Source organism: Coleofasciculaceae cyanobacterium (assembly GCA_036703275.1).
GTDB lineage: Bacteria > Cyanobacteriota > Cyanobacteriia > Cyanobacteriales > Xenococcaceae > Waterburya.
This window is the reverse complement of record DATNPK010000092.1, coordinates 24314-47864: the sequence shown is the minus strand read 5'-3', so window position 1 is coordinate 47864 and position 23551 is coordinate 24314. Positions and strand designations below refer to the sequence as shown.

General features: G+C 40.1%; 21 protein-coding genes. 9 read left to right on the top strand and 12 right to left on the bottom strand.

What is annotated here, in order from left to right; translation table 11 throughout:
• Positions 1-127 precede the first annotated feature (127 nt).
• The gene (locus V6C71_18195; protein HEY9770392.1) at positions 128-1345 is read left to right on the top strand and encodes a transposase; all 1218 of its coding nucleotides are present in this window, start codon (positions 128-130) and stop codon (positions 1343-1345) included.
• A gap of 12 nt (positions 1346-1357) precedes the next feature.
• On the opposite strand, the gene V6C71_18190 is transcribed toward V6C71_18195, so the two are convergent.
• On the bottom strand, positions 1358-1519 hold the full coding sequence (locus tag V6C71_18190) for a hypothetical protein (protein ID HEY9770391.1): 162 nt from the start codon (positions 1517-1519) through the stop codon (positions 1358-1360).
• Between the two features lie 139 nt (positions 1520-1658).
• Positions 1659-4343 carry a hypothetical protein gene (locus V6C71_18185; protein HEY9770390.1) on the bottom strand — a complete coding sequence of 895 codons (2685 nt, stop codon included), beginning with the start codon at positions 4341-4343 and terminating at the stop codon, positions 1659-1661.
• A 162-nt stretch (positions 4344-4505) separates the two neighbouring features.
• On the opposite strand from V6C71_18185, the gene shc reads away from it, so the two are divergent.
• Positions 4506-6419 carry a squalene--hopene cyclase gene (shc, locus tag V6C71_18180; GenBank protein HEY9770389.1) on the top strand — a complete coding sequence of 638 codons (1914 nt, stop codon included), beginning with the start codon at positions 4506-4508 and terminating at the stop codon, positions 6417-6419.
• Between the two features lie 39 nt (positions 6420-6458).
• Here the strand turns inward: shc and carA are convergent, their stop codons facing one another.
• Positions 6459-7595 (bottom strand): glutamine-hydrolyzing carbamoyl-phosphate synthase small subunit, encoded by a 1137-nt coding sequence (carA, locus tag V6C71_18175; protein ID HEY9770388.1) that lies wholly within the window; start codon positions 7593-7595, stop codon positions 6459-6461.
• 239 nt (positions 7596-7834) lie between these two features.
• On the opposite strand from carA, the gene V6C71_18170 reads away from it, so the two are divergent.
• Together V6C71_18170 and V6C71_18165 are read left to right on the top strand one after the other, a co-directional pair.
• Positions 7835-8929 carry a transposase gene (locus V6C71_18170; GenBank protein ID HEY9770387.1) on the top strand — a complete coding sequence of 365 codons (1095 nt, stop codon included), beginning with the start codon at positions 7835-7837 and terminating at the stop codon, positions 8927-8929.
• 373 nt (positions 8930-9302) lie between these two features.
• Positions 9303-10919: a radical SAM protein gene (locus V6C71_18165; protein HEY9770386.1), complete on the top strand. Its 1617-nt coding sequence runs from the start codon at positions 9303-9305 to the stop codon at positions 10917-10919.
• Positions 10920-10933: 14 nt separating this feature from the next.
• On the opposite strand, the gene V6C71_18160 is transcribed toward V6C71_18165, so the two are convergent.
• The 4 genes from V6C71_18160 to V6C71_18145 all read right to left on the bottom strand — a co-directional run bounded on the left by V6C71_18160 (position 10934) and on the right by V6C71_18145 (position 13836).
• Entirely contained in the window at positions 10934-11731 is a 798-nt protein-coding gene (locus V6C71_18160; protein ID HEY9770385.1) for a hypothetical protein, read from the bottom strand.
• 74 nt (positions 11732-11805) lie between these two features.
• Complete coding sequence (locus V6C71_18155; GenBank protein ID HEY9770384.1) at positions 11806-12753, bottom strand: hypothetical protein; 948 nt, start codon at positions 12751-12753, stop codon at positions 11806-11808.
• 368 nt (positions 12754-13121) lie between these two features.
• Positions 13122-13382 (bottom strand): hypothetical protein, encoded by a 261-nt coding sequence (locus V6C71_18150; GenBank protein HEY9770383.1) that lies wholly within the window; start codon positions 13380-13382, stop codon positions 13122-13124.
• Positions 13360-13836: a hypothetical protein gene (locus tag V6C71_18145; protein HEY9770382.1), complete on the bottom strand. Its 477-nt coding sequence runs from the start codon at positions 13834-13836 to the stop codon at positions 13360-13362. Before V6C71_18145 ends, V6C71_18150 begins: the two co-directional genes overlap by 23 nt.
• A 364-nt stretch (positions 13837-14200) precedes the next feature.
• On the opposite strand from V6C71_18145, the gene V6C71_18140 reads away from it, so the two are divergent.
• Together V6C71_18140 and V6C71_18135 are read left to right on the top strand one after the other, a co-directional pair.
• Complete coding sequence (locus V6C71_18140; protein HEY9770381.1) at positions 14201-14389, top strand: CPXCG motif-containing cysteine-rich protein; 189 nt, start codon at positions 14201-14203, stop codon at positions 14387-14389.
• Between the two features lie 17 nt (positions 14390-14406).
• On the top strand, positions 14407-15174 hold the full coding sequence (locus tag V6C71_18135; GenBank protein HEY9770380.1) for a sulfite exporter TauE/SafE family protein: 768 nt from the start codon (positions 14407-14409) through the stop codon (positions 15172-15174).
• Between the two features lie 32 nt (positions 15175-15206).
• Here V6C71_18135 and V6C71_18130 read toward each other — a convergent pair whose 3' ends face one another.
• Positions 15207-15623, bottom strand: coding sequence for an acyl carrier protein (locus V6C71_18130; GenBank protein HEY9770379.1), 417 nt, complete (start codon positions 15621-15623; stop codon positions 15207-15209).
• A gap of 228 nt (positions 15624-15851) precedes the next feature.
• Here V6C71_18130 and V6C71_18125 point away from each other — a divergent pair, with 228 nt between their 5' ends.
• Positions 15852-16244: a DUF4346 domain-containing protein gene (locus V6C71_18125; GenBank protein HEY9770378.1), complete on the top strand. Its 393-nt coding sequence runs from the start codon at positions 15852-15854 to the stop codon at positions 16242-16244.
• On the opposite strand, the gene V6C71_18120 is transcribed toward V6C71_18125, so the two are convergent.
• Both V6C71_18120 and V6C71_18115 read right to left on the bottom strand, forming a co-directional pair.
• Entirely contained in the window at positions 16241-16969 is a 729-nt protein-coding gene (locus V6C71_18120) for a TPM domain-containing protein (GenBank protein HEY9770377.1), read from the bottom strand. The two genes, V6C71_18125 and V6C71_18120, sit on opposite strands and share 4 nt — an antisense overlap.
• Before the next feature lie 176 nt (positions 16970-17145).
• On the bottom strand, positions 17146-17631 hold the full coding sequence (locus V6C71_18115; protein ID HEY9770376.1) for a photosystem I reaction center subunit XI: 486 nt from the start codon (positions 17629-17631) through the stop codon (positions 17146-17148).
• A 173-nt stretch (positions 17632-17804) separates the two neighbouring features.
• Between V6C71_18115 and V6C71_18110 the strand changes: the two genes are divergently transcribed.
• Positions 17805-17930, top strand: coding sequence for a photosystem I reaction center subunit VIII (locus tag V6C71_18110; GenBank protein HEY9770375.1), 126 nt, complete (start codon positions 17805-17807; stop codon positions 17928-17930).
• A gap of 93 nt (positions 17931-18023) precedes the next feature.
• Here V6C71_18110 and V6C71_18105 read toward each other — a convergent pair whose 3' ends face one another.
• Together V6C71_18105 and V6C71_18100 are read right to left on the bottom strand one after the other, a co-directional pair.
• Positions 18024-18890, bottom strand: coding sequence for an EI24 domain-containing protein (locus tag V6C71_18105; GenBank protein ID HEY9770374.1), 867 nt, complete (start codon positions 18888-18890; stop codon positions 18024-18026).
• A 615-nt stretch (positions 18891-19505) separates the two neighbouring features.
• Positions 19506-20270: an SDR family NAD(P)-dependent oxidoreductase gene (locus V6C71_18100; GenBank protein ID HEY9770373.1), complete on the bottom strand. Its 765-nt coding sequence runs from the start codon at positions 20268-20270 to the stop codon at positions 19506-19508.
• A 181-nt stretch (positions 20271-20451) separates the two neighbouring features.
• Between V6C71_18100 and sbcC the strand changes: the two genes are divergently transcribed.
• Positions 20452-23475 carry an exonuclease subunit SbcC gene (gene sbcC, locus V6C71_18095; protein ID HEY9770372.1) on the top strand — a complete coding sequence of 1008 codons (3024 nt, stop codon included), beginning with the start codon at positions 20452-20454 and terminating at the stop codon, positions 23473-23475.
• Positions 23476-23551: the final 76 nt, after the last annotated feature.

The window sequence follows — 23551 nt, the reverse complement described above, 5'->3', positions numbered from 1 at the left end:
AATTTGACCAAAATTAATGGGATACAAGCCCCGTGCTTGACGCGAAGCTTATCCGAAGGTGTACCCTAAAGGGCTAGCACGGCTTTTATGATATTATATATTTTGATACTCAAGTTGTCAGTGTCAAATGTTTGTTCTCGAATATAAAGCCAAGCCTACTCAAATACAAATTCAAGCCATAGAAGAAGCAATTAGAACAACTCAATTTGTTCGCAATAAGGTGCTTCGCTTTTGGATGGATAATCGTGGTGTAGGCAAGACTGAAATGTTCAGACACAATACAAAGCTGAGAGCGGAATATCCTTTTGTTAAAGAACTAAACTCTCATGCTTGCCAGACAGCAGTAGAAAGAGTGCTGCGTGCAGTTAATCGCTTTTTGGAAAACTGCCGCAAGAATATTAGTGGAAAGAAAGGATATCCACGTTTTAAGCACAATACACGTTCTGTAGAATACAAAGTTTCTGGCTGGAAGCTAGAAGATTGTCGCAAAAGAATAACCTTCACTGATAAAAAGAACATCGGTACTTTAAAACTGATTGGTTCTAGAGATATATATTTCTACCAACCAGAACAAATCAAGAGAGTACGTATTCTAAAAAGAGCGGACGGTTATTATGTGCAGTTTTCGATTAAGCTCGATTCTAGAGATACGGTCAAGCCGATTGCATCATCACAACTAGCCTTAGGGATAGATGTAGGCTTGAAGTATTTTTATGCCGATAGTCGTGGCGAGATTGTTTCCAATCCTCGGTTTTACCGCTTGTCAGAAAGAAAACTAAATCGAGCCAATCGGCAAAAATCTAAGAAATTCCGTAAAGGAAAACCACAATCGCAAAATTATCGCAAAGCTAGGCAGCGATATGCTCTTAAACATTTAAAAGTAAGTAGACAGCGAGAAGAGTTTGCTAAGAGAATAGCACTTCGTTTAATTCAATCTAACGATTTGATTGTCTGTGAAGATTTGAATGTTAAAGGGTTGGTTAAAAATCGTCGTCTTGCCAAGTCGATAAGTGATGTGGCGTGGTCTAAGTTTAGATGGTGGCTGGAGTATTTTGGGGATAAATATGGCAAAGTAGTAGTCGCCATACCACCACACTATACTTCAGTTAATTGTTCCAACTGTGGCATTAAAGTTAAGAAAACACTATCTACTCGTACTCACATTTGTAGCTGTGGGTATACTGCCTGTCGCGACCAAAACGCTGCACTCAATATTTTACAGCTGGGATTAAGTAGGGTGGGGCGCACCCTAACTAACGCTTGGGGAGATTTGTCCTCTAGCTCGGTTGGAGAAATCCTGCTGGGTTACGACGAGTCGTTGAACCAAGAATCCTCGTCCTTCTAGGACGATGGAGCGTCAATTTTGGTACTGTATTGGTTTAGTGTCTTCTCCTGGAATCATTTCAGTGCCAAGAGGATAAACTTCAACTAAAGTGCCGTACTCATCGGCGGCAAATGCTACATAGCTGTCTGGATGAGACCCAAAAGGGGCGCAATAGCCATTAAACAATTCAGCCAATACCTCAGCAACGTGAAGTGGATTCTTAGCAGGGATGGAAATATGATGAATCACTTTTTAAAAAACTCCGATGATTTTAGATAATTTCACTAATAGTAGGCAGATTATTGTTTATCTTAATAAAACCTTTTCGTAATTATTAATTACTATATTGACTGCATTGCATAATTAATTTGGCAACTAAACCCGTCCAGCCTGTCTGATGAGATGCACCCAAGCCTGCGCCGTTGTCTCCGTGGAAGTATTCATTAAACAGCAATAAATTTCCCCAATTGGGATCGAAGTGTTGTTTGGCAAAATCGCCGTAAATTGGTCTAAATCCCGCTTTATTTGGCAAGAACATACTAATTAAACGTCGTTCTATTTCTGATGCTACTTCCCACAGAGTCATCATCTTGCCCGATCCTGTTGGGCATTCGACTTCAAAATTACCATCATAATAGTAATCAAATCTTTGCAAGGCTTCAATTAGTAAGTAGTTGATCGGAAACCAAATTGGCCCACGCCAGTTAGAATTACCGCCAAACATCTTGGTAGGAGACTCGGCAGGTTCATAGGTTACATCGTATTCTTCATCATTAGTTTTAAAGACGTAAGGATTATCTTGGTGATATTTAGATACAGAGCGAATGCCATACTCGCTCAAAAATTCGGTTTCATCCAGCATCTTCTCAAGCAATAAACGCAGTCTATCTTCATTTACCACGGCTAGAAGGCGACGAGAATTATGATCGCAACCTTTCATACAGGCAAGATTACGACTAAGTTCGGGACGTTCGTTAATAAACCATTGAACTCGATTATTAAAACCCTTTAGCTTTTCCATAGTTTGTTGATCGATAGTAGTTACCGCCAAAAGAGGAATTAGGCCGACAAGCGATCGCACTTTTAGATCGATATTTTCTCCACTGGGAAGACGTAGCACATCATAATAGAAGCCGTCTTCTTCATTCCAAAGATCTGTGCCTTCTGTCCCCAGGTGGTTCATCGCATCAACGATATAAAGAAAATGCTCAAAAAACTTACTGGCAATATCTTCATAAACATCGTTATTTTGGGCTAGTTCTAAGGCAATAGTGAGTAAGTCCAAACAGTAAGTTGCCATCCAGCTAGTACCGTCAGACTGGGATAGTTTTCCTCCTGTCGGTAATTCATCACCGCGATTAAATACGCCAATGTTATCTAAACCCAAGAAGCCACCTTGGAAGACGTTATTACCACCCTGATCATGCTGATTTACCCACCAGGTAAAGTTGAGTAATAGCTTCTGGAAAACTCGCTCTAAAAATTTGCGATCCGAACGTCCATACATCTTTTGTTCGATTGTATAAACCCGCCAAGCAGCCCAGGCATGAACGGGAGGATTTACCCCGTTAAAATCCCACTCATAAGCAGGCATTTGACCGTTGGGGTGCATATACCATTCACGGGTGAGGCGTTCTAGCTGTTTTTTGGCAAAATCAGGATCGATCGCAGCAAAGGGAATCATGTGAAAGGCTAAATCCCAAGCCGCAAAATAAGGATATTCCCATTTATCGGGCATCGAAATTACATCATCGGTATGGAGATGAATCCAGTCACTATTAGTACCCTGTTGACGTTTTTTAGGTGGTTCGGGTTGGGCGGGATCGCCTTCTAACCAAGTATCTACTACGTAATGATAATATTGCTTGTTCCACAGCATTCCTGCAAATGCCTGGCGTTCGACGTTTTCTAATTCCCAGCTTTTTTGATGAGGAGACACACGCTGATAAAATTCGTCCGCTTCTTGTTGACGTGTCTGAAAGATATCGTTAAACTGCTGCCCAAAAGGTATTTCTAAATCTGGTTGATTGCAGAGTCTTAATTGTATACCCGTAGTTTCTCCACCGCCTATTTCTAGGGTATGATGTGCAGCGAATTTTGTACCAATGTTGTCTGGGTTGACTGCATCTTGTTTTCCTTCGACTACGTACTTGTCAAACGCATCTTTGACGTAGGGCGAATCATTTTCTGTGTTAGATAATCGCTGATGATTCGTATTGTTATCGGTGAACAACAAGGGCGAACTACCCTTTCCTCGTGCATTAGCGCAATACAACCATCGCTTATCTAAATCGGGATGCTGCGCTTCAATAATGCTGTAATCTTTAGCGCGATCGTATATTTTTAATCTGGGCTTTTCTACCTCGTAACCCCAAGACCAAATATTGCGAAACCAAAGAGTAGGTAGTAAATGGATAGTTGCCGAATCATGGCTGCGGTTTGTCACCTGAATATAAATTAAAATATCTTCGTCGCTGCCTTTGGCATATTCAACGGTGACATCAAAATACTTATCGTCGTCAAAGATTCCTGTTTCGATCAGTTCAAATTCTCGGTCTTTTAAACCCCGTTTCTTGTTTTCTTGTTCTAACTGCCAATAAGGAAAAGCTTTCTGAGGATACTTATAAAGAAACTTCATGTAAGAATGAGTCGGAGTATTGTCGAGGTGAAAATAACACTCTTTAACATCCTCTCCATGATTGCCTTGGCTATTGGTTAAACCAAATAATCTCTCTTTTAAAAAAGGATCGCGTTCATTCCACAAGGCCAATGAAAAACATAATCGCTGATGATTGTCAGAGATACCTGCAATGCCATCCTCTCCCCAGCGGTATGCTCGATAATGAGACTGTTCAAAACTAAAATCATCCCAGGCCGAACCGTCTTCGCTATAATCTTCCCTTACTGTTCCCCATTGTCGATCGCTTAAGTAACAACCCCATCGCCGCCAATATGCCTCTCGTTCTCTGTCCTCCTTTAATCTAATTTCTTCTTGAGTAAGCTCTTGAGGTTCTGACATAGCTTTGGGCAGTATAGAACTAATAAGTAATTTTTTATTTTATAGCGATCGCCTTGATAATTCACTCTGGCTGAAGACAGAAAGTATCGGGGAATGATATTTTTTGTCACCGAAATCTGTATGATTGTCGAAAACGCCAAATCTTGAGGAGATAGTATAGCGGTGACATTAGCAGCAGCAACAATTCAGACAAAAGTACAGAAAGCGATCGCTCGTAGTCAAGATTATTTATTATCAATTCAAAATCCTGACGGTTACTGGTGTGGCGAATTAGAGTCCAACGTTACTATTACTGCTGAAGTTGTCCTCTTGCATAAGATTTGGCGAACCGACCAAACTAGACCCTTAGACAAAGCCGAAGCTTACTTGCGATCGCAACAGCGCGAACATGGTGGCTGGGAGCTTTATTATAAAGACGGTGGCGAACTTTCTACTACTGTCGAAGCATACATGGCGTTGCGTTTGTTAGGTGTCCCCGAAGCAGATCCAGCCTTAATCAAAGCCCAGAAATTTATTCGGCAACATGGTGGCATTAGCCAGACGCGCATTTTTACTAAACTGCATCTGGCATTAATCGGCTGCTATGACTGGCGAGGATTACCCTCAATTCCGCCTGGAATTATGCTGTTACCAGAAGTATCTCCCTTGACGATTTATGAAATATCTAGCTGGGCAAGAGGCAGTACTGTACCTTTACTAATTGTCTTTGACCGCAAGCCGATATTTAAGCTAGATACGCCAATCAATCTAGATGAGCTATATGCAGAAGGAGTGGCTAACGTTCGCTATGAACTACCCCGCAGTAACGACTGGACAGATATCTTCGTGACTCTTGATGATGCTTTTAAACTACTAGAGAATCTTAATTTAGTGCCATTTAGAGCAGAAGGAATCGCTGCTGCGGAAAAATGGGTTTTAGAAAGACAAGAAGCAACAGGCGACTGGGGCGGAATTATCCCCGCCATGCTTAACTCTTTATTAGCTTTACGTACTCTCGACTATGACGTTAACGATCCAGTAATTCAGCGTGGCTTGACCGCCGTAGATAACTTTGCCATAGAAACAGTCGATAGCTACCGCATTCAGCCCTGTGTTTCTCCTGTTTGGGATACAGCATGGTGTTTGCGTGCTTTAGCCGAGTCGGGAATAGCTGTCGATCATCCTGCTTTGGTCAAAGCGGGAGAATGGTTGGTAGACAAGCAAATTTTAGATTATGGTGACTGGGCGGTAAAAAATAAGGGCGTTACCCCTGGAGGTTGGGCATTTGAATTTGATAACCGCTTCTATCCCGATGTAGATGATTCAGCGGTGGTGGTCATGGGTTTATCTCGGGTCAAACTACCTGATGAGGCTAACAAAAGACAGGCGATCGCTCGTTGCCTTAACTGGATGACATCGATGCAGTGCAAACCTGGAGGCTGGGCAGCTTTCGACCGCGATAATGACCAGGACTGGATTAACCTAATTCCCTATGGGGACTTGAAAGCCATGATCGATCCCAATACTGCCGACGTTACGGCTAGGGTGTTGGAGATGCTCGGAGAATGTAGCTTAGAAATAGATGAGCGACGAGTTCAAAAGGCGATCGCTTATTTAATTCAAGAACAATCAGCAGACGGGAGTTGGTTTGGACGTTGGGGCGTAAACTATATTTATGGCACAAGTGGAGTACTCTCCGCCTTAAGCTTGATTGCACCTATTTGTTGTCGAGCGCAAATCGATCGGGGTGCAGCATGGTTAGTAAGCTGTCAAAATTCTGATGGGGGTTGGGGGGAAACCTGCGCTAGCTATAACGATGCTAGTTTAAAAGGCACGGGGGTTAGCACCGCATCTCAAACAGCCTGGGCGTTGCTGGGCATTATGGCAGCCATGCAAGGGATTGAGTTTGCTGGACAGGTATCAATCGACAGAGGCATCGAGTACTTACTTAATACTCAACTGTCTGATGGAACTTGGGACGAGGCTCAGTTTACTGGCACGGGTTTCCCTTGTCATTTCTATTTGAAGTACCATTTATATCAACAATATTTTCCGCTTCAGGCTCTTGCTAGGTATTCGCGCGCTTACAGTGCGTAGGGGGATGACATTGCCACATCCCCTACAAGATAAATGTTTTTAATCTTTTGCTTCCAGCATTAATCTGACAAACTTCTCAAATAAATAGTCAGCATCATGAGGTCCTGGGCTAGCTTCAGGGTGATATTGTACAGAGAAAAAAGGCAAGGTTTTATGACACAGGCCAGCTACAGTTCGATCATTAAGATTCAGGTGAGTTATTTCCACATCTGCCCCTAAAGATTTTTCGGCGATCGCAAATCCATGATTTTGACTAGTAATTTCAATTTGCTTTTGTAGTCCTGCGGGTTGGTTTAAACCTCGATGTCCAAACTTGAGCTTGAACGTGTCCGCACCGAGGGATAATCCTAAGATCTGATGACCCATGCAGATGCCAAAGGTCGGCTTACCTGCCTGTAACAGCTCTTTAGTTGTGGCAATCCCCTCTTTAACTGCTGCGGGATCTCCAGGACCATTAGACAGAAAAATACCGTCAGGATTATGAGCTAGAATCTCGGCGCTAGGAGTATTAGCTGGAACGACAATCACTTTGCAGCCATAGCTGGCTAAACGACGCAAAATATTACGCTTGATGCCAAAATCAATCGCCACCACCGTTAAAAGATTATCTTGATTAGCACCCCCAGCAAATTCCCATTCTGATTCTGTCTCTTCAGACCATTGATAAACTTGGGCTGTAGTTACTTCTTTAACCAAATTTAATCCCGCCATATCTGGGGCTTTCTGCACAAGCTTTAGTAGTCTTTGGGGATCGAGAATTTCTGTCGAAACAGCGCCATTAATTGCTCCATAGTCTCTTAATTTGCGCGTCAGGGATCGCGTATCAATGCCATAAATACCAGGAATATTTCTGGCTTTTAAATAGTCTGGTAAAGATTGAGTAGAACGCCAATTGCTCGGACGATAGGTAATATTTCGCGCAATCACTGCTCTAGCCTGAACGTTGTCGGATTCTTCATCAGCTGGGTTGACCCCCGTGTTACCCAACTCAGGATAGGTAAAAGTAACAATCTGACCACAATAGCTGGGATCGGTCAAAACCTCTTGATATCCTGTCATACCCGTATTAAAGACTACTTCTCCGACCACAGTTCCTGCTGCGCCAAAAGACCAACCGCGATACGTAGTTCCATCAGCTAAAACAAGTAAAGCTGTTTTGGCATTGGGTTTAAGCATATTTACCATTTAGTTTTAGATCCTAACTAAGGTTATTCCTATCAAGAAACAATTTATCAGTTATCGGCAAGATGAATTATTTCATTAAGAAACTAATAAACAATTGTGATTTTGACTGTAGTTAACGTTACCAAGTTCAGCCCGACGAGATAGACTATTTAAGTGTGTTAACAATATCGCCACAATTGATATTGTTATTAACAGCAAAGTAACACTAGCGCGAGTTTGATTAAGAAAGCATGAGTCCTAGAAAACTAACTGAAGACGATAAGCAAGATATTCTTGAACAATATCGTAATTCTGAAGCAACCACTTCAACTTTGGCACAAAGTTATGAGGTCAGTAGTTCTACGATCAGCCGCTTTCTCAAAAATAAATTATCCTCCACGGAATATGAAGATTTAATCCAGCAAAAACGTTTGGCACGTACTCCTAGAGGGGAAAAGTCATTACAACAAGCCGAAAGTGTTAACCAGACTATGCCTCAAGCTAAAGTTAAGCAGAAAAAAGCTCGACCCGCGATAGTCGAGGACGATGCTTTGTTGGAAGTTACTGCGTCTGAGAAACCAAAGATAAATACGGTTAGCCAGTCAGAGGCGGAATCCAAAATACCTCGTCGCCGTCGCCGTCGTTCTCTATCTGAACCAGCAGTAAAAACTGTTACTTCAGAGGCGATGGAGATCGAGTCAACTCAACCAGTCATCGAGTCAACTCAACCAGTCGAAGAACCTACCCCAGCCAAACTGGTTTTAGACCATAAAGTAAGCAGTAAGTCTAATATTGAGGATATTCCAAAAAGCGACAAGCCTAGCGGCATGACTCCGCAACGTCTAATTCTTAAAAGCGATCGGGTTGAATTAGAAGAGGATGAGGAAGATGATCCTATGAATATCATGATTCTCAAAGAAATGCTAGGTGAAGATCTAGAGGATATTAATGATGACGAAGATGAAGATGAAGATGAAGATTGGGAAGAGGATGAAAGCGCATTATATTCTAATAGACGTTCTGGCTTGAGAGATGTCCAGATTCTGCCTTTATCTCAAGCTTTAATTCCTAGAACTTGCTATTTAGTAATAGATCGCTCGGCAGAATTGATTGTTAAACCCTTAGCCGATTTTGCCGATTTAGGTGCAATTCCTGAGACGGAAGTAAGTCAAAGAACCCTTCCCGTGTTCGATAACCATAGCATTGCCAAACGGTTTTCCCATCGTCGCGAACGAGTGATCAAAGTTCCTGATGGTCGGATGTTACAAAAAACCTCACACCATCTTCAGGATAAAGGAATCACTAGACTACTGATTGATGGTCAAATTTATTCTTTATCCACTTAGGTTTTTATATGTAATCTGTGGCTATCATCTTTTAGATCTTGACTGGAGTGGCGGGAAAATTGTTGTTGATTCTCTAATTTATCTCGAGTGATTCCAAATTAAATAATGTTGGCAACAAATGATTTAATTTGGGAAGTATGAAGTGATTTTTGTTGGGTTTAGTTCCTCTACCCAACCTACTACTGGGGTTCGGCTATCTTTAAATGGAAATGATTATGATGGGCAAAAAACGTATCATCATTGGGACGTAAATTTAGATGATAAGACGAAGAGAATTAATCTCTATATAACTACGATCGGTTTTGCAACAACACCCGAAAGCGATCGATAATCATAATAAAGAGTCAAATTCAAAACTCAAAACAAATAATCTGTGAGTGTATTTCAACAAGAACGTCTGCTATTTACTCCTGCAACTGCCGAAAATAACGCTATCCCCACTATTTTTGCCTTTCCTAACGAATACACTATAGGTATTACTAGCTTAGGGTTCCAAATTGTTTGGGCAACTTTAGCAATGCGTTCTGATGTTGATGTTCGTCGTTTGTTTACCGATCTTGGCGAACCTTTGCCCATAAATCCTGAACTGTTGGGATTTTCTGTATCTTGGGAACTAGACTATATCAATATTTTTAATTTATTAGAGTCTTTAGATCTTCCCTTGCATAGCATTGAACGCCAAGAGCATCACCCGTTGGTATTTGGCGGGGGAACAGTATTAACTGCCAACCCAGAACCTTTGGCAGATTTCTTTGATGTGATTTTGTTGGGAGATGGAGAAGATTTACTCGATCGCTTTATTGATGCTTATCAACAGGTACGTAATGCAGATCGTCAAACCAAACTTCGTCATCTGGCGCAAGTTCCTGGAATTTATATTCCTAGCCTCTATGAAGTAACCTATCATAGTCCTGACGGCACAATCAGCGCGATCGCACCTATCGATTCTGACATCCCTGAGTCGGTACAAAAGCAAACCTATCGTGGTAATACTCTCTCGGCTTCTACTGTAGTAACCGAAAAAGCAGCCTGGGAAAATATTTACATGGTGGAGGTGGTACGTAGCTGTCCTGAAATGTGTCGCTTTTGTTTGGCTAGCTATCTGACTTTGCCGTTTCGTACCGCGCCTTTAGCAAGTTCGTTGATACCTGCCATTGATAGAGGCTTAAAAGTTACCAATCGCTTGGGTTTACTTGGTGCATCGGTAACGCAACATCCAGAATTTGAAGCGATTCTTGATTACCTATCTCAACCTAAATATCAAGATGTCCGTCTCAGTATTGCCTCGGTACGAACTAACACTGTGACCGAAAAGTTAGCCTCTACCCTAGCTAAGCGTGATACTCGTTCGATTACTATTGCCGTGGAAAGTGGTTCAGAAAAAGTAAGGCAGATAGTTAACAAAAAGCTGACTAACGATGAAATTATTCAAGCGGCAATTAACGCTAAGGCAGGTGGTTTAAAAGCTTTAAAACTCTACGGCATGGTGGGTATTCCTGGAGAATCGATGGAGGATGCAGAAGCAACCGTTACCATGATGTCGGCAATTAAACAAGCTGCACCTGGCTTACGCTTAACTTTGGGATGCAGTACTTTTGTGCCTAAGTCTCACACCCCGTTTCAATGGTTTGGAGTCAATCCTGAGGCTAAAAAACGCTTGAAATATCTGGAAAAGAATCTGAGAAAACAAGGGACGGATTTTCGTCCTGAAAGCTATAATTGGTCAGTGATTCAGGCTCTAATTTCTCGTGGCGATCGCCGTTTGGGGAAATTACTTCAGCTAACTAGAGAATTTGGTGACTCCGCAGGTAGCTATAAACGGGCTTTTAAACAGCTAAAAGGACAAATACCACCCTTAGATTACTACGTTCACGATCGCTGGTCAGCAGCAGAAACTATCCTTCCTTGGCAACATCTAACCGCTGCATTACCTCAAAAAACTTTGATCAAACATTTGAATGAAGCTATGGCAATTAAAGACGCAGAATAATCGAGAAGTCCTAATCAACTCAGAAAATTTCCAGGAATTCTTTTGTACCAAGCACCTAATGGCCCAGTTGTAGCAGGTAGTTCCCCAACTTCTCCCCAAGCACCAGCATAATCTCGCCAACCCTGTTGAGCTAAAATTTCGACATTTTGCGACGTGTCCCAAGCATAACCACCCCTTCTGGTTTTATCGGTACCAAATTTACCAAATGAACCTTCTTGGGGATACAAAGCATGAGTTCCCAAGGCAGCATACACCTGTACCTGTTTCCCGTCCATCTCTAATCGATCTAACTTGTAACAAGTTCTTTTTCCGTGAGCAGCAAGAATAGCACCCACCAATTCACCGTCTTTAGTTACTGCTGTATAATCTTCCCAATCACCTTGATGGCTGAGGTCAATTCCCACCAAGGAAGGGTTATAGCCATAGAAAAACCAATATTGATGGAAAACATAACCATTATCTGCATCTAGCTGAAATAAATAACAGGGAATGTTGCCAGTAGGGTTGAAATCTCCTGGAGGCTTACCGTCAGGTTGCAGAAATACATTGCCGAGCTTGCCTCTATTTTTATCTTTTGGTCGTCGATTTGTCTTGTCTGCATTAAGACCAAACTTCTTCAGAACTTGAAGAGGTATATCATAGTATTCTGGAGCTTTTAGATCCGTTTCCACCCAATCATTTAAGACTTTATTGTATCCATAATCCTTTCCCAGTTCTACATCATAACGAAAACGAGAAATTGAGATGAAGTCTAAAGGATTCATGGGAAAGTATTTTTCTTGAGGATGAAGTAATACTTTAGGAGCAAACATTAATTAGTTATCCTCAATTTATTTTGCATAGTAATTCTGCTTTGATAAGATCGATAATACTACTACTAAAATGACTATTGCTGGTTTGTATTAATAAACCTGGCAAAAATGTCACGATTAACAGCTAAATTATTTTCTTTAAAATAAGAGCCATGGGCGCAACCTAAACTGTAACCCAATAATCCGCGATCGCATTCTGTTGGCTCTAATTCTAAAAATTCTTTAGTAATGGCAAATTTGCCCTGAAGCATACCGCCAACGAAATCGCCTTTGGCATCAAGATTAAACCAATTGTTGAACAAAACAGGGCGATCGCCTTTTTTGTTCTCGTTTCTCAGAGAATTTCGCAGTGGCAGAGAAAGCGCGCTACCAACAGTAAAGAAATTGCTAACTTTTCCCCGACGAGCAGTCGATTGTTGTTCTAGTTCCCTCAAGCCTTCATAAGCAACAACTGTACCCCAACTATGGGAAATAATATCGAGCGCATTATTGGCTGTTAGAAGCGGTTCAACTATCTTAGTAAAGCGATCGATAATACGTTGGCGCATTTTCTCATTTAACATGTAAACCAGAAAGTCATCGAGCGCAAAACCATCACCTCTTTCCATAACTGAAGGGATGTTTCGAGTAATATTCTTTTCTCCAGAACTAACTGCAATTTCTTGTCGCTGACGATCTTCTAAAATATTTTCTATTTCTTGACGCAATTGCTGTTTTTTTTGTTCGTCAACTGCATTTATCTCCCTAGTATTCACCAAATCGCTCCAAATTACCTCTTTGCGCCGATCATCAAGATTACCATTCCCAAATACTTGACCGACATGAGGCTCAAGCGCCTTCCACCAAGAATTAGAATATCCTTGAATATGTTTGCTAATACCGTGGACTAAAACTAGATAGCGATTTTCTGTAATGTCGCGCTGACTTTCTATTTCAATTTTCTCACCTCCAGCAATAGTGTCTAAAAGTTTTATGTAAGCTTTGATTAACAGCTTTTGGTTTTCTGCATTGATATTAGGCATGGTTTTAGGGTTAGGTATGTTAGATATATCTGTAATTAAAGATTTACCAAAAATAGGACTGGCAAGATTTTCTCCTTCGTGTTGGGGTTTTTGACTAAATCCTCCTTGTGTCAGTTGTTGAGTAACTTGCTCGATTAGTTCTTTTGTTCCTAGTTGGGGAGAATCAGCGATCGCCTGACAGAAATAATAGGTAAAAGCGCCGTGAAAATCACCATCAAAATAAGCATCTGCTGAAGTTTGACTGTCCTGACAAGCAGCTAGAAGTAAATGTCGCTTTATTTTAATACCTGGCTTACTCAGTGCTTTACTGCGAGCATTTTTGACAATTTTTTCTTGTAGTTCGGGAGGCGGTGGCAGAAAACGATAGACTACAATATTTTTTTGGCTAAAATTTGTTGATATTGGTCTGGATTTAAAAGTTCGGAAACCGTATTTTTAGCTTTCAAACCTCGAAGTAATTCTTTATTTCTGCTTTTTGAGCGATCGTTGAGATCGACAGACATAGTTAAAGATCTTCCCTGCAAATTCACTGGCAACATTCTTGTTCCAGTCCCAGAATGGCAAGTATCAAAGATAATAATTAACTGCACTCCAGACGGCACTTGCTCAATCGCCTCTAAGTTTTCCATCCCAACCTTGATAATGAGCTGGATCGACTTGGTTTAATCCAATATGAAGAGAAATACCTTTAGTCTTCGATTGTTTCTGACCTGTTCTTAGATTGCTCGGTACTTTTTCAGCAATAGTAGGAGAAAAGACTTGTATGCCTCTGTTGTCAAAAATGTTATCAAAAACTGAGAGATTGGCGATCGCCATCCCCGTTGAGTCTTTTAATTCTATGGTAAATGCAGCTTGTGTCGGTGGCTTGGTATTGGCGATCGTCTCTGTTAAAACTTTTGGTTTGGGTAATCCAAATTCAACCAGCAGATCGGCGATCGCGACAAGATCGATTATTTGTTGAATGATCTCGCTAAAATTTTGGCAATTTTCTAGTTTGTTTTGCAGTTTTTCACTAATCTTCTCAAGTTTTTCGTTGGCTTTTTCGACTAAAGAATCGGCATCCAGGGAAAGTTCTTCGCTCATCAATTGCTTTAGTCGTTAAGGATTAAAAAAAAATGTCCCCTAAAGGATATGTTCGTGCATGATTTGCGACGCGAAGCGGTATCCTTTAGGGCAATCGCGTTCTCCACGTCGCAAGTAATGAACACAGATGATTTATCTGTTTACCGACTAATTATAGATTTTCGCTGGCTGATTAATCGTGAAGCTGGCTGAATTTGCCGATTTATCTCTCCAGCTAATGCGCGAGAATTGGTATATATGTAGTTAGTTGATATTATCTAATATTCCAATATCTGTCCAGAGCTACAGGAATAAATAATAGTCCAACCATGAGTGTACAATTTAATCTTTAGATTGATGTTTTTGCTAGACTACGTAATTAATTATGCAAACAACTGCCGAATATATTTGCGCTTTTTGTGGCGAATCGAACAGCACTTTTGTAGATATTAGTGCAGGGATGCAGCAGTCTTACACTGAAGATTGCCAAGTATGCTGTCGCCCTAATGTTCTCTATCTTTATATTGATGAAGATACTTTAGAAGTTGAAATCAACAGTGACTATCAAGAATAAGTAATCAAAGATTTACTATGGAAAACTGGCTAATTTTAGCAGTCGGCGGCGTTTTTTCGGGAATTTTGGCAGGAATACTGGGAATAGGTGGCGGGTTTATTATTGTATCTTTAATGGTGGCATTAAACTATCCGCCAATTCAGGCTGTGGCAACTAGTAGCTTAGTAATTATTATGAGTTCTACTACTGGCAGTTTTTACAACTGGCGCATGGGCTACCTCGACTTGCAGCGAGTAGTTTATCTTGCTATTCCAGCTATTATTATTGCCCCTCTTGGTGCATATTTAGCCGGGTCGATTTCAGAATATGTGTTATTGACAATCTTCGCCTGCTTTTTACTGGTTAATATTTTTCTCATTAGGCTTCGTCAAAAAATCGTTGCTCAAGAACAGCACTCAGAAGCATTAAATCCTAGGCTTTCTAGAATTGCTACAGGAAGCATTGGTGGATTTCTAGCTGGTTTGCTAGGAATTGGTGGTGGTACAATTATGGTTCCTTTACAGATGCTGTTGTTAAACGAAGATATTAAAGTTGCAGTAAGAACTAGCTTAGGGGTCATTGTGACCGCAACTATTTCTTCTACTGTGGTTCATGCTGTTCAGGGTAATGTACTGTTTATTCCTGGTTTGATTTTAGGGATTGGTGGAATGTTAGGTAGTCAAGTTGGAACGAGGCTATTACCCAAGCTACCCAATTCTCTAGTTAGCCAGATTTTTAGCTTATTTTTGCTGTCCATGGCTGGGTTTAACTTTTGGGAAGCTTGGAAAAGTTATCAAGGTATATAGTGAATTGAAAATTAATCAAAAATCAAATTTGCTTAATTTTCAAATATGGCGTTGCTAATAAAATCAAATAGTTTTTTTACATTGCCAGACATGGGATTGGAAAAACAATCAGAACTCCAATAATTACTTCCAATATATGTAGAGACATTATTTGGCATTTTAATCTCAAATTTCTCTTCCAATTCTATTATAAGTTCTGCAAGATCGAGATCGTCTGCACCTAGATCGTTAATAATATGACTATTTAGACTAACTGATTCTGGTTCAACTGCCAATTTTTCGATCAAAACTTTCTTTATTTCCACAAAAAGTTCAAACATCTTTATATCTCCACTTTGATACAGTAGTGAATTCAAAGCAGCTTGTTCTCTATATGGCAAAATTTTGTCTAAAATAATTGTCGATCGCTTTTTTGAAAATATGTGTTCTGTAATTTTTATTTTCCACATGCATATGCTTTTTGACCCAGAAAATCAATAGTTTGATAGAAATTAATTATTAAAAATTCTATATATAAAGTTCACTTCTAAATCAGAAAAGCGATCGCCTTAATACCTTTAATATTTTTACTTTTTTTATAATATGGAAAATTTTGCTCAATGAGCGATGATAAATGATTTGAAACGGTCTATCATAATTGTTGACCAATCAAATCAATCGAGCGTTATAAATTTTTGATGCACACTACCATCAATCTCGAACATCTAAAAGCCATAGACGACGAGTTATCCAAACGACCCATTGCCCTCGATCCAGGCGGATATTACATCATCTACGTAGATCGAGAAGCAGAATTAATTTGTGCCAAGCACTACACCAATACAATTAACGATCGCGGTTTGGCAGTAGATCCAGAAACGGGAGAAGTGATTGCTTGCGGCGGAAAAAAAGTAGAGCGTACCGTAGAAAGGCTTTATACAGCTAGAACGGCTAAACAATTGTGCGTCAAGGTAATTGAACAACCTCAACCCTGTCCGATCACGATGTTAGACCACGCTGCCTATTTAGGTCGTGAGTTTACCAGAGCTGAGTATGCTTTAATCAATGGTACAGAATATATTCAGGATTAATTACCCAATCCGACATACCAGTAATAAGTAGCCATGGGAATAATAGTAGCAACAATTAAAAACCCAATTACCCAGACGGTTGCACTTCCTTTATCGGTGTCTTCAGCTTTGGTAAATGTACCTTCAATTTGAATTTCATCATCCATTTCGGGAGGACCTGGATCTTCTTGTCCAGAAAGCACTGCCACTAGGCGATCGCCTGCATCAATAAAAGCCTGATTGTATTTGTTGCCCTTGCGAATGTTGTAGCCTACTGTATCATTAACAAGGCTTTCAGCTACCTCTGCACCAATTAGTTCTTGGGCGGAATCTCCCGAACGAATTGCCACATTATTGGTTAAGGTATCCAAGACTAATAAAGTCTGGTTAGCTTGAGCCTCAGCGTTAGGATACCAATCTTTAAATATTGTTTCTGCTAGGTTATCTACTGTTTCACCATAGTCTAGGCGACGAATTGCCACCATTCTTACTTCTTGACCTGTTTCACTAGCTAAATCTTGAAAAGTTTTAGTCAGTTTACTCTGATTAGCATTACTAATAGCATCTGCCGTATCAACAACCCAAACTTGGTCGGAATCAAAATCGGGTAGCTCGAATAGTCCAGTCGCGATCGCCGGTGCTGCTATACAGGAAATAGCCAACACAAGTAACAAAGTAGATAAAGTTGATTTTATTAGGTTCTTTAAACGCGAACCCGCCTGTTTTAGAGGTAAGAGATTTGTCATTGTTGCTCTCAAATAACTACTTATTTTCTTTAAAAAATATATCTAGCTATCAACAATATATCTGTTGAATACTTATTTAAATAATAAAGCCCAGAGTCACCTCTAGGCTCTAATCGATCGGTTGATTAAATAAAAATCTTAGACCGTTTTAAGTTTTTTAATCTTAATTTGCCAGATTAAAAACCAGGAATTAGCGCTCTAAAATCTCCTATGTAAGCTGTAGAGAGCAAGAAATAAGCAAAAAATGCTCCACCTGCACCACCAATAAAGAAACCACTACCAAATTCACTCCAGCCTTCTTTAGTAGAGAAAGCTTGAGGTACACTGCCAGTAGTCACCGTTTCAGTCGGTTTGCCACCCATAGCACTAGCATAGAGAGACAAAGACAAAGTTGCAATTGCTATTAGACCAATGGCTGAGAGCAAAGCCCCAATATCGGCACTTTGAGTATCACGTAATGGTCCTAAGACCAAAAAAGGTCCGTATAAAAAATACCCGTGAGCCATACCAACTTCTAAGCCACGGCGAAATGGTGCCAAACCTTCGCGATAGGCAGGTAAGTTACGAATTAGGCTTTTACTAAAATCCGACGAGTTAAGGGGCGTTGCCAGATTGCCAATTTGAGGATCTCCTGGCGGTTGAATCGCATTGTATTCGTTCATAAAAATTTAATTTCTCCTAATTTTTGTATCTAAGGTATCCCTTAAATAGCATCACTTTAACTTGGTTTAAGTTCGCTTTTTGTTAAGAATCTTTATAACTAAACTTAATCGGGTTGGGGTTCACAGTAATATCCATGATGTCAACGTTCATTTTAAAATAGGAAAAATTAAATATGATTGGCAATTATGCAGCTTCCTGGCTACCTGTTGCGATGGTTCCTCTTGTCGGCTTAGTGGCCGCAGGCGTTGCTATGGCGCTTTTGTTTATTTATATTGAAGGCGAAAGCCCAGCCAAATAGTTCTACAGCACCAATACTTTAAGTAACTTCTTTTTACTTATTGAATGTTAATACTCTGCCTTCTGGTAGGGTATTTTTATGAATATTGCCAGATTATCTTTCGGGTAGACTTGATGAACGTCCTAGGAGTTTTATTTGGCGATTACGCTCCGCGTACCCTTCGGGATCGCAAATAAATAATGTTCCTGAGGCGACACACAAAGGAATAGTAATTAGATTTAGCAAGGGAATACTAATTAGTCCCAAACATACTAAGCCAAAACTACCGCTAGCAGGAAGACTTTTGAAAACTATACCTAACTTTTGGCGGAATGTTAAACGTCTTCTTTCTAAACAGGGATCGAAAAAGTCTAAACAGACAATGGTAGTAGTCAAGATAAGTGAACCCACACTAAAAACAATTGTTCCTATTCCTAGAAAGAAATTAATTAATAATAAGGGAATACTGATTAAAGCAATTAACACTAGCTTTTTGAGTTCGTATAAAATCGCTCTGCTTAAATCGCTAACTATATTTAATTCAATCAGTTCAACTTTCCCTGTGCGGTGCTTTTCTAATTGTTCTGACAGTTGACCATACCAAGGCGCACCCAGCAACACGCCAAATTGAGTTAATAAAAATCCCGTGGCAATCAGCAGAATTACAACTAACAAGAAACGCACAATCACAATTAAACCTGAAACAAGATAGGTTAAAAATCCTAACCATTGAGGCAGATTAGTAATTAATTGGTTTAACCACACAGTTACATTTCCTTGTACTCCATCAACAATCTGCCAACCAAAGTACAACAACCCGCTATAAAGCGCGATCGCAACTACGATATTAACTAGAATCGGTATCGCAATATATTTAATTAACCTGGGATTTTTAATAAAGGTGATCGAGGCTTTAAAAGGATAAGTTGCACCGTTAAGTGTTCCAAACCCACCTAATATTTTTTTTAAGGTCTTTAACATTTAGATGCACATACTAATAAGCTACCTGTTCTTATATTGCCGATTCTACTGTTTTTTGAGCGAAGGCAAGTTTAATCTGCGTCAAAAATTACCATGCGATCGCGCCTAAAGTCTGAGTAAAAATTTTAAAATTACTTTTAAGATCTATTTGTTGCCAGGCTGGTTGAATAAGCAATTATACTTAGTCAATAAGCTAAGATTAAGTAAAGTAAATTTTATCATTTAAGCCCAGCAGTATAATTCTCTACGATTTAAGTATGATAGTGCTTCGAGCAATATTTTGTCTAGTCAAAATCACCAAATTGAACACAAATAACCTATTGTATTCATAATTAATGATACAGCATTCTCAATAAATATATCGCAGCCCAAAAAAACGTAACCTCGTTGCTTATTCTCAATAAGGATTGAATATTTATGAGCATCAAATTTAAAATAATTAATCAATACTGCTTTTTTAGATAAACTTAGTTTATTTATCTTAAGAATTAACTAATGACAATTACCTAAATAAGTTTGAGGCTGGCAATTATACTCATCTGTTAGGCAAACTCTTTTGATAAACTTAGCGAGCGCCTCAACTAGTTGACAATTTATTAGAGAAAAATTAGCTATTCACCAAGGCAATTGAGTGCCATCCCAGGAAAAGAATTGTCCACTGTCTTTTATTTCCAAACCGGCGATTACCTTAGATAACAGACTTACCGTATGTTCTACGGGGAATAGCTTAGCTGAAGGAACGTTTTTCTGGAAGGGTTGAGATAGTCTAGTGTCGGTAGTACCTGGATGTAATGCCACTACTATAGTCTGAGGACATCTACGACTATATTCGATCGCTGTAGTTTTAAGAAACATATTTAGAGCCGCCTTAGAAGCCCGATAGCCATACCAGCCACCAAGGCGATTATCACCAATGCTGCCGACTTTAGCTGAGATACACGCCAAGATATTGCGATCGCGTTTATTAAATAAAGGCATTAAATGTTTAGCCAATAATACCGCCCCGATACTATTAACCTGAAAGGAATAGATCAGCTTGTCGGCATCAATTTGCCTCAAGCTTTTTTCTGGGGACAGGTTACGATCGTGGAGTACTCCAACACAATAAATAGCTAGATGTAGCTGCTCGACCGACTCTTGAATCTGCTTGATTGCTGCTGCTATCTCAGATTCAGCGGTGATATCAACCTGTAAACATTTTAGGCGATCGCTGTACTGCCGTTCTAAATCAAATAATTCACCCGCCGTATCTTGACTGCGATAGGTAGCGTAAATACTTTTAACATTGTCTTGCTGCAACAAAGCTCGAACAAATCCTAGTCCGATTCCTTGACTTGCTCCAACGATTAAGGCGTTAGCTGGATTAATCTCTGCTAGCACTATAGTTAATTTAACGAATTTAACGATCTGAATAATTCACTATTTAAGATAACAATTTTTGTTAATTTTTGTAAAATACCGCCATCAAAAGCTGGAATCCCTGAAATTACAACTTTAGACTGAAACTTAATGCAAAGATACTAACAAGCTTTATTTTTATACGAGGGCGTTGTCATAAAGTATGATTCCGTTGCAGCTAACACTAAAAAACTTTTTAAGTTATCGAGATGCTACTTTAAACTTTCAAGGGCTGCATACAGCCTGTATTTGTGGCGCTAACGGTGCGGGGAAATCATCACTTCTAGAAGCGATTACCTGGGTGATCTGGGGAAAAAGCCGTGCGACGACTGAAGATGATGTAATCAACGGTGGGGCAAACAACCTTCGTGTCGACTTTGATTTTAGCTGCAATAATCAGATTTATCGCGTCATTCGCTCGCGCACGAGAGGTAGAAGTAGTTCTCTAGAATTTCAGGTGGAGACTAAAGCTGGTAATTTCAGATCGATTACCGCTAAGGGGTTGCGGGCTACCCAGGATGAAATCATTTCCTGTTTAAAGTTAGACTACGACACCTTTACCAACTCAGCTTATTTGCGTCAGGGAAGAGCAGATGAGTTTATGTTACGTCGTCCTAGTGAGCGGAAGCAGATATTAGCAGACCTATTAAAGCTCGATCGCTATGAACAGTTGGCGAGTCAAGCCAAAGATACGGCAAAGGAATATAAGGGCAAGATCGAACAGCTGAAACAAAATTTAGAGCCGTTAGAAATTGAACTGGCAAAAAGAAAAGAGATCGCAGCAGAATTAGAACATCTTCAACAAGAATTAGCCAAATCAAAAGCTTTACAAGATTGCGATCGCCAAAAGCTACAGCAATTTCAAGCAATTGAATATCAGCGACAGACTTGGGAAAAACAACTAGCTTTTCAACAGACGCAAGATCAGAACTTAGCTCAAGATTGCGATCGCGCTACCAAGGATATCAATGCTCTTCAAGGACAACTAGCATCATTAAATAATTTAATTAAACAAGAGACGGAAATTACCCAGGGTTACAACCAGCTACTCGCTTGGCAAAGTTTAGAAAAAGAATTATCCGCTAAGTTTGCTACCCATCAAGAAGCACAGCAGCAAAGACAGCAACTAGAAAAACAGCTTGCCCAACACAAAAATCAGCTAAATTTGCAAATTAACCAGATCCAAACCCGCTTGGAAAGTATCGAACAGCAGGAACAAGAAATAACCAAAGTATTGGGGAAAACTCAGGATGTAGAAGCGGCACTAATCAAGCTAGAAAAAGCTCGTCAGCAGCTAAGCGAATTAGATCGCTTGCAGCAATATATTTCTCCTTTAATCAAGCAAAAAAACGATCTAGAAAGAGAAATTAATCGTGAAGAAGCCAAACTCTCGGCAAGGCTAGAGCAACTGCACCATGCAACCCAAAAGCTAGCCGAAGATATCGAAAAAGTTCCCGAAAAGCGCAACCAACTATTAACCGTAGATGCTCAGATTGGCGAATTAGATAAAAAACGAGTATATCAAAAGCGAGTTGAAGAGAAAGGTACAGAAAGAAAAGAGTTTCGTTTTAAGCTACAGGAAAACCAGCGCATTTATGAAAGACAGTTACACGAACTCAAGCAAAAGCTAGAAATGCTGGATAACCCCGAAGCTAGTTGTCCGTTGTGCGATCGCCCTCTTGATGAACATCATCGCCATCAGGTAGTTGGCAAAACTCAGCAGCAGCAAAAGGAAATTCAAGAACAAATTTGGGTAATTCGAGAACAATTATCTACTTGCGATCGCGAATTGCAGCTACTACGTCAAGAGTATCAGGACATATCACAAGAAATTTCTCCCTATGACTCTCTGCAACAGCAGTTTGGACAACTAGAAGCGCAACTTGAAGCCACCGAAGCCGTATACGATCAGCTGCAAGTAACTCAAGAGGAAAGAGATAATTTAGAGCTATCTCTGCAAAATGGTCATTACGCTGAAGAGTTACAGACGGAAATTAAGCGTTTAGCAGGAGAATTACAGACGCTGAATTATGATGAGCAAACCCACGCTCTAGTTCGAGGAGAAGTAAATAGCCTGCGATGGGCAGAAATTAAACAGGCAAAGATTGAAGATGCCAAAAAGCGTCAGGCAAAATTAGATGAGCAGAAGCCACGACTACTCAAAGAAATTGGCGATCTACAAACTGGTTTAGAAAAGCTACATATCAACTCGCCAATCCAACAGCAGATCGACTCGCTCGATCGCCAAATCCAAGAGTTGGGATACGATCGCACTACCCATCACAACCTGTTAACCTCCTTGAGACAATCGCAATCTTGGCAGTTAAAACATCAGGAATTACATAAGGCACAGCAGGAATATCCTCAAACCCAGGCAAAATTAATTGAACTAGAGCAACTATTACAGACAAGGCTTCAAGATCGACAAAATAGCCACGAACAACTGCAAGAACACCTGGCTCAAAAAGAAACTATTGCCGATCATCGTCAGGAAATTCAAACTATAGATCGGCAAATTTATCAACGTCGTCAACAGCTAGATGAATTAATCTCTCGTAGTGGTAGACTCCAGCAATCTTTAACTCAAATAGATAATTTAAAAGTCCAATATCAAGATACAGGAAAACAACTTAAAGAATACGAAAAACAATATCGCATCTATCAAGAATTAACTCAGGCATTTGGTAAAAATGGTATTCAGGCTTTGACCATTGAAAATATTTTGCCTCAACTAGAAGCTGAAACCAATCAAATTCTTGCCAGACTTACGGGTAATCAGTTTCACGTCCAGTTTTTGACTCAAAAAGCCTCTAAAGGAACATCCAAGAAAAAAACTAAGCTGATCGATACCCTAGATATAGTAATTGCCGATGCTGGTGGTACTCGCCCCTATGAAACCTATTCTGGTGGGGAAGCATTTCGGATCAATTTCTCGGTGCGGTTAGCCTTAGCTAAACTGCTAGCTCAAAGATCGGGTACATCTTTGCAAATGCTAATTGTCGATGAAGGCTTTGGTACACAGGATGCAGAAGGCTGTAATCGATTAGTTGGGGCGATAAATGCGATCGCCTCAGATTTTGCCTGTATTCTTGCCGTAACTCATATGCCCCAGTTTAGAGAGGCTTTCCAAACCCGAATTGAAGTCTATAAAGATGAAAAGGGTTCAAGTTTACAGGTGTCAAATTAACTTAAATTTAGCTATTTGGTGTTGATGCGCGATCGCTCTTTCCCCCAATTATCCAGACAATGACTAACTATATTTA

Excerpts from the sequence above, each read along its gene's own strand:
- V6C71_18195 (HEY9770392.1), top strand. The coding sequence starts at position 128 with ATGTTTGTTCTCGAATATAAAGCCAAGCCTACTCAAATACAAATTCAA.
- V6C71_18185 (HEY9770390.1), bottom strand. The coding sequence starts at position 4,343 with ATGTCAGAACCTCAAGAGCTTACTCAAGAAGAAATTAGATTAAAGGAG.
- carA (HEY9770388.1), bottom strand. The coding sequence starts at position 7,595 with ATGCTTAAACCCAATGCCAAAACAGCTTTACTTGTTTTAGCTGATGGA.
- V6C71_18170 (HEY9770387.1), top strand. The coding sequence starts at position 7,835 with ATGAGTCCTAGAAAACTAACTGAAGACGATAAGCAAGATATTCTTGAA.
- V6C71_18160 (HEY9770385.1), bottom strand. The coding sequence starts at position 11,731 with ATGTTTGCTCCTAAAGTATTACTTCATCCTCAAGAAAAATACTTTCCC.
- V6C71_18155 (HEY9770384.1), bottom strand. The coding sequence starts at position 12,753 with ATGCCTAATATCAATGCAGAAAACCAAAAGCTGTTAATCAAAGCTTAC.
- V6C71_18150 (HEY9770383.1), bottom strand. The coding sequence starts at position 13,382 with ATGGAAAACTTAGAGGCGATTGAGCAAGTGCCGTCTGGAGTGCAGTTA.
- V6C71_18145 (HEY9770382.1), bottom strand. The coding sequence starts at position 13,836 with ATGAGCGAAGAACTTTCCCTGGATGCCGATTCTTTAGTCGAAAAAGCC.
- V6C71_18140 (HEY9770381.1), top strand. The coding sequence starts at position 14,201 with ATGCAAACAACTGCCGAATATATTTGCGCTTTTTGTGGCGAATCGAAC.
- V6C71_18135 (HEY9770380.1), top strand. The coding sequence starts at position 14,407 with ATGGAAAACTGGCTAATTTTAGCAGTCGGCGGCGTTTTTTCGGGAATT.
- V6C71_18130 (HEY9770379.1), bottom strand. The coding sequence starts at position 15,623 with ATGTGGAAAATAAAAATTACAGAACACATATTTTCAAAAAAGCGATCG.
- V6C71_18125 (HEY9770378.1), top strand. The coding sequence starts at position 15,852 with ATGCACACTACCATCAATCTCGAACATCTAAAAGCCATAGACGACGAG.
- V6C71_18120 (HEY9770377.1), bottom strand. The coding sequence starts at position 16,969 with ATGACAAATCTCTTACCTCTAAAACAGGCGGGTTCGCGTTTAAAGAAC.
- V6C71_18115 (HEY9770376.1), bottom strand. The coding sequence starts at position 17,631 with ATGAACGAATACAATGCGATTCAACCGCCAGGAGATCCTCAAATTGGC.
- V6C71_18110 (HEY9770375.1), top strand. The coding sequence starts at position 17,805 with ATGATTGGCAATTATGCAGCTTCCTGGCTACCTGTTGCGATGGTTCCT.
- V6C71_18105 (HEY9770374.1), bottom strand. The coding sequence starts at position 18,890 with ATGTTAAAGACCTTAAAAAAAATATTAGGTGGGTTTGGAACACTTAAC.
- sbcC (HEY9770372.1), top strand. The coding sequence starts at position 20,452 with ATGATTCCGTTGCAGCTAACACTAAAAAACTTTTTAAGTTATCGAGAT.